The sequence below is a fragment of the Kitasatospora purpeofusca genome, assembly GCF_034043715.1.
GTDB lineage: Bacteria > Actinomycetota > Actinomycetes > Streptomycetales > Streptomycetaceae > Kitasatospora > Kitasatospora purpeofusca_A.
Genome location: NZ_JAXCLC010000153.1, coordinates 1 through 2,179 on the forward strand (window position 1 = coordinate 1; position 2,179 = coordinate 2,179).

Annotated in this window: 1 protein-coding gene; it reads left to right on the plus strand. The window is 65.8% G+C overall.

What is annotated here, in order from left to right; translation table 11 throughout:
• Positions 1–589 precede the first annotated feature (589 nt).
• Complete coding sequence (gene ltrA, locus SM793_RS36275) at positions 590–2,062, plus strand: group II intron reverse transcriptase/maturase (RefSeq protein WP_320443403.1); 1,473 nt, start codon at positions 590–592, stop codon at positions 2,060–2,062.
• The last annotated feature ends 117 nt before the right edge of the window (positions 2,063–2,179 follow it).

Sequence of the window (2,179 nt, forward strand, 5' to 3'; positions counted from 1 at the left end):
GTGCGCCGTGGAAAGCGCATGTGAATCGCGTGGAGGTGAGAGGCCTTCACCGCTGGGCTGTCGCAGCGGTCCAGTAGAAGCTGAGGGCAGCCTGACCCGGGAGGTGCCGGGGAGGGCGGCAAGCAGCCCTGACAACGACGGGACGTCCCAGCACTGCCAGATGGGGCGGGTCCGGCTAGCAAGATGGAGAGGAGTACGCGAGGAACCGGCGTCTTACGCCTCCTAACTCCCCACCGGCTCGAACCTGGCGGATCTGGGCCGGTTGCGGTGAGTCCTCGCCTCTCGATGAGGGTGAGGAACGTCCTGGTGGTCTTGTCGGACTGCCATGACGGCCACGGTGAAGTGCTGCGGGGTAACCGTGGCGAGGGCCGCGGGGGCAAAGCCGGGCTCCTACTCCAACAAGCGATCACATGTGAACACGGGAACCGTCCCGGCTGTGCCCTCGAGCCGCATATCCAGTGCGGGGAGGGGCTGGGCTCATCGTCAGCCGAACCAGCCGGGGTGGGGCGGAGCCGCCGTAGTACTCGGAGCCGGGGAAAGCCCGGTACATGGGGAAGGGCGGCAGCGGAATCAGAAGGGAGCCACTGCAATGCCGAAAGGTTCACCGCTGAACAGCGGTGCTCCGCCGGAGTTGCCCTTGGGGCCGCGCCAGCGGGTATCGGAGATGCAGGTCAAACTTCACCGTTGGGCGGCGGCTGATCCTGGCCGCCGGTTCGACGACCTGTTCAACCTCGTGCACGACCCGGCGACGCTCATAGCGGCGTTCGACCGGGTCGCGGGAAACACCGGTGCCCGCACGCCTGGCGTGGACGGCCTGACGGTCGAACACGTCGAGCGGGAGATCGGTGCCCCAGGCTTCTTGGAAGACCTGCGACAAGCGCTGAAGGCGGGCGATTTCCGCCCGCTGGAGGTGCGTGAGCGGAGGATTCCGAAGCCTGGGGGCAGCGGGAAGGTGCGCAAGCTCGGCATCCCCACCGTTGCCGACCGCGTGGTCCAGGCAGCGCTGAAACTGGTACTCGAACCCATCTTCGAGGCGGACTTCGAGCCCGTCTCCTACGGGTTCCGGCCGATGCGGCGCGCACACGACGCGATCGCTGAGATCCACTTCTATGGCACCAAGGGCTATCGCTGGGTGCTGGATGCGGATATCGAGGCGTGCTTTGACTCCATCGACCACTCGGCCCTGATGGACCGAGTCCGCTGGCGGGTGAAAGACAAGCGCGTGTTGCGGCTGGTGAAGGCGTTCCTCAAGGCCGGTGTCCTCACCGAGACCGGCACCCGCGAGGACACCCTCACCGGAACGCCACAAGGCGGCATCCTCTCGCCCCTCCTTGCCAACATCGCCCTCACGGCGCTCGATGAGCACCTGCACGGGCCGTGGAAAGAGGGCGGGAGTATGTCCACCCAGTACAAGCGCAGCCGCCGACGTCACTTCGGCCTACCGAGATGGCGAGTCGTCCGCTACGCGGACGACTTCGTCGTACTTGTACACGGCCTACGGGAGGACGTCGAGGACCTGCAAGAGGAAGTCACCGACGTACTACGACCCTTGGGGCTTCGGCTGTCATCAGAGAAGACCCGGATCGTGCACATGTCGGACGGGTTCGACTTCCTGGGGTTCCACATCCAGTGGCGCCGCAAGAAGGGTGCCGCGACCAAGTGGCACGTCTACACGTTCATCGCTGACCGGCCGATCCGGCAGTTGAAGGACAAGATCCGGGCCCTGACAGGAAGGACGTCGCAGCAAGACCTTCGGAAGGTGCTGATCAGGATCAACCAGATCACGCGCGGGTGGGCCAACTACTTCCGGCATGCCGTCTGCAAGCACACGCTCAGCGCGCTGGACCACTTCGTCTGGCACAGAGTGAACAGCTTGCTGATGGCACGTCATCGATGGAAGTGGAAGGACATCCGGCGGCGCTTCTACGACCGGACCGCCGGTCGCTGGCGTGCACTATCGGCAGATGGGGTCGAACTCCACGCGCTGGACACGGTCGCGGTCACCCGCTACCGGTATCGGCCGAGGATTCCCACTCCGTGGGAGGTTCAAGCTCATGCCTGACGCACGAGACCGTGGAGAGCCCGGTGCCGGGAGACCGGCACGCCGGGTTCGGAGAGCGGCCTGGGGAAACGGACCGGCGGAAACGCCGACACCGCACCCCAGGCCGACTCACCTGGA

What these genes read in the sequence shown, in the direction of transcription:
- ltrA (WP_320443403.1), top strand. Translation starts at nt 590, where the DNA reads ATGCCGAAAGGTTCACCGCTGAACAGCGGTGCTCCGCCGGAGTTGCCC.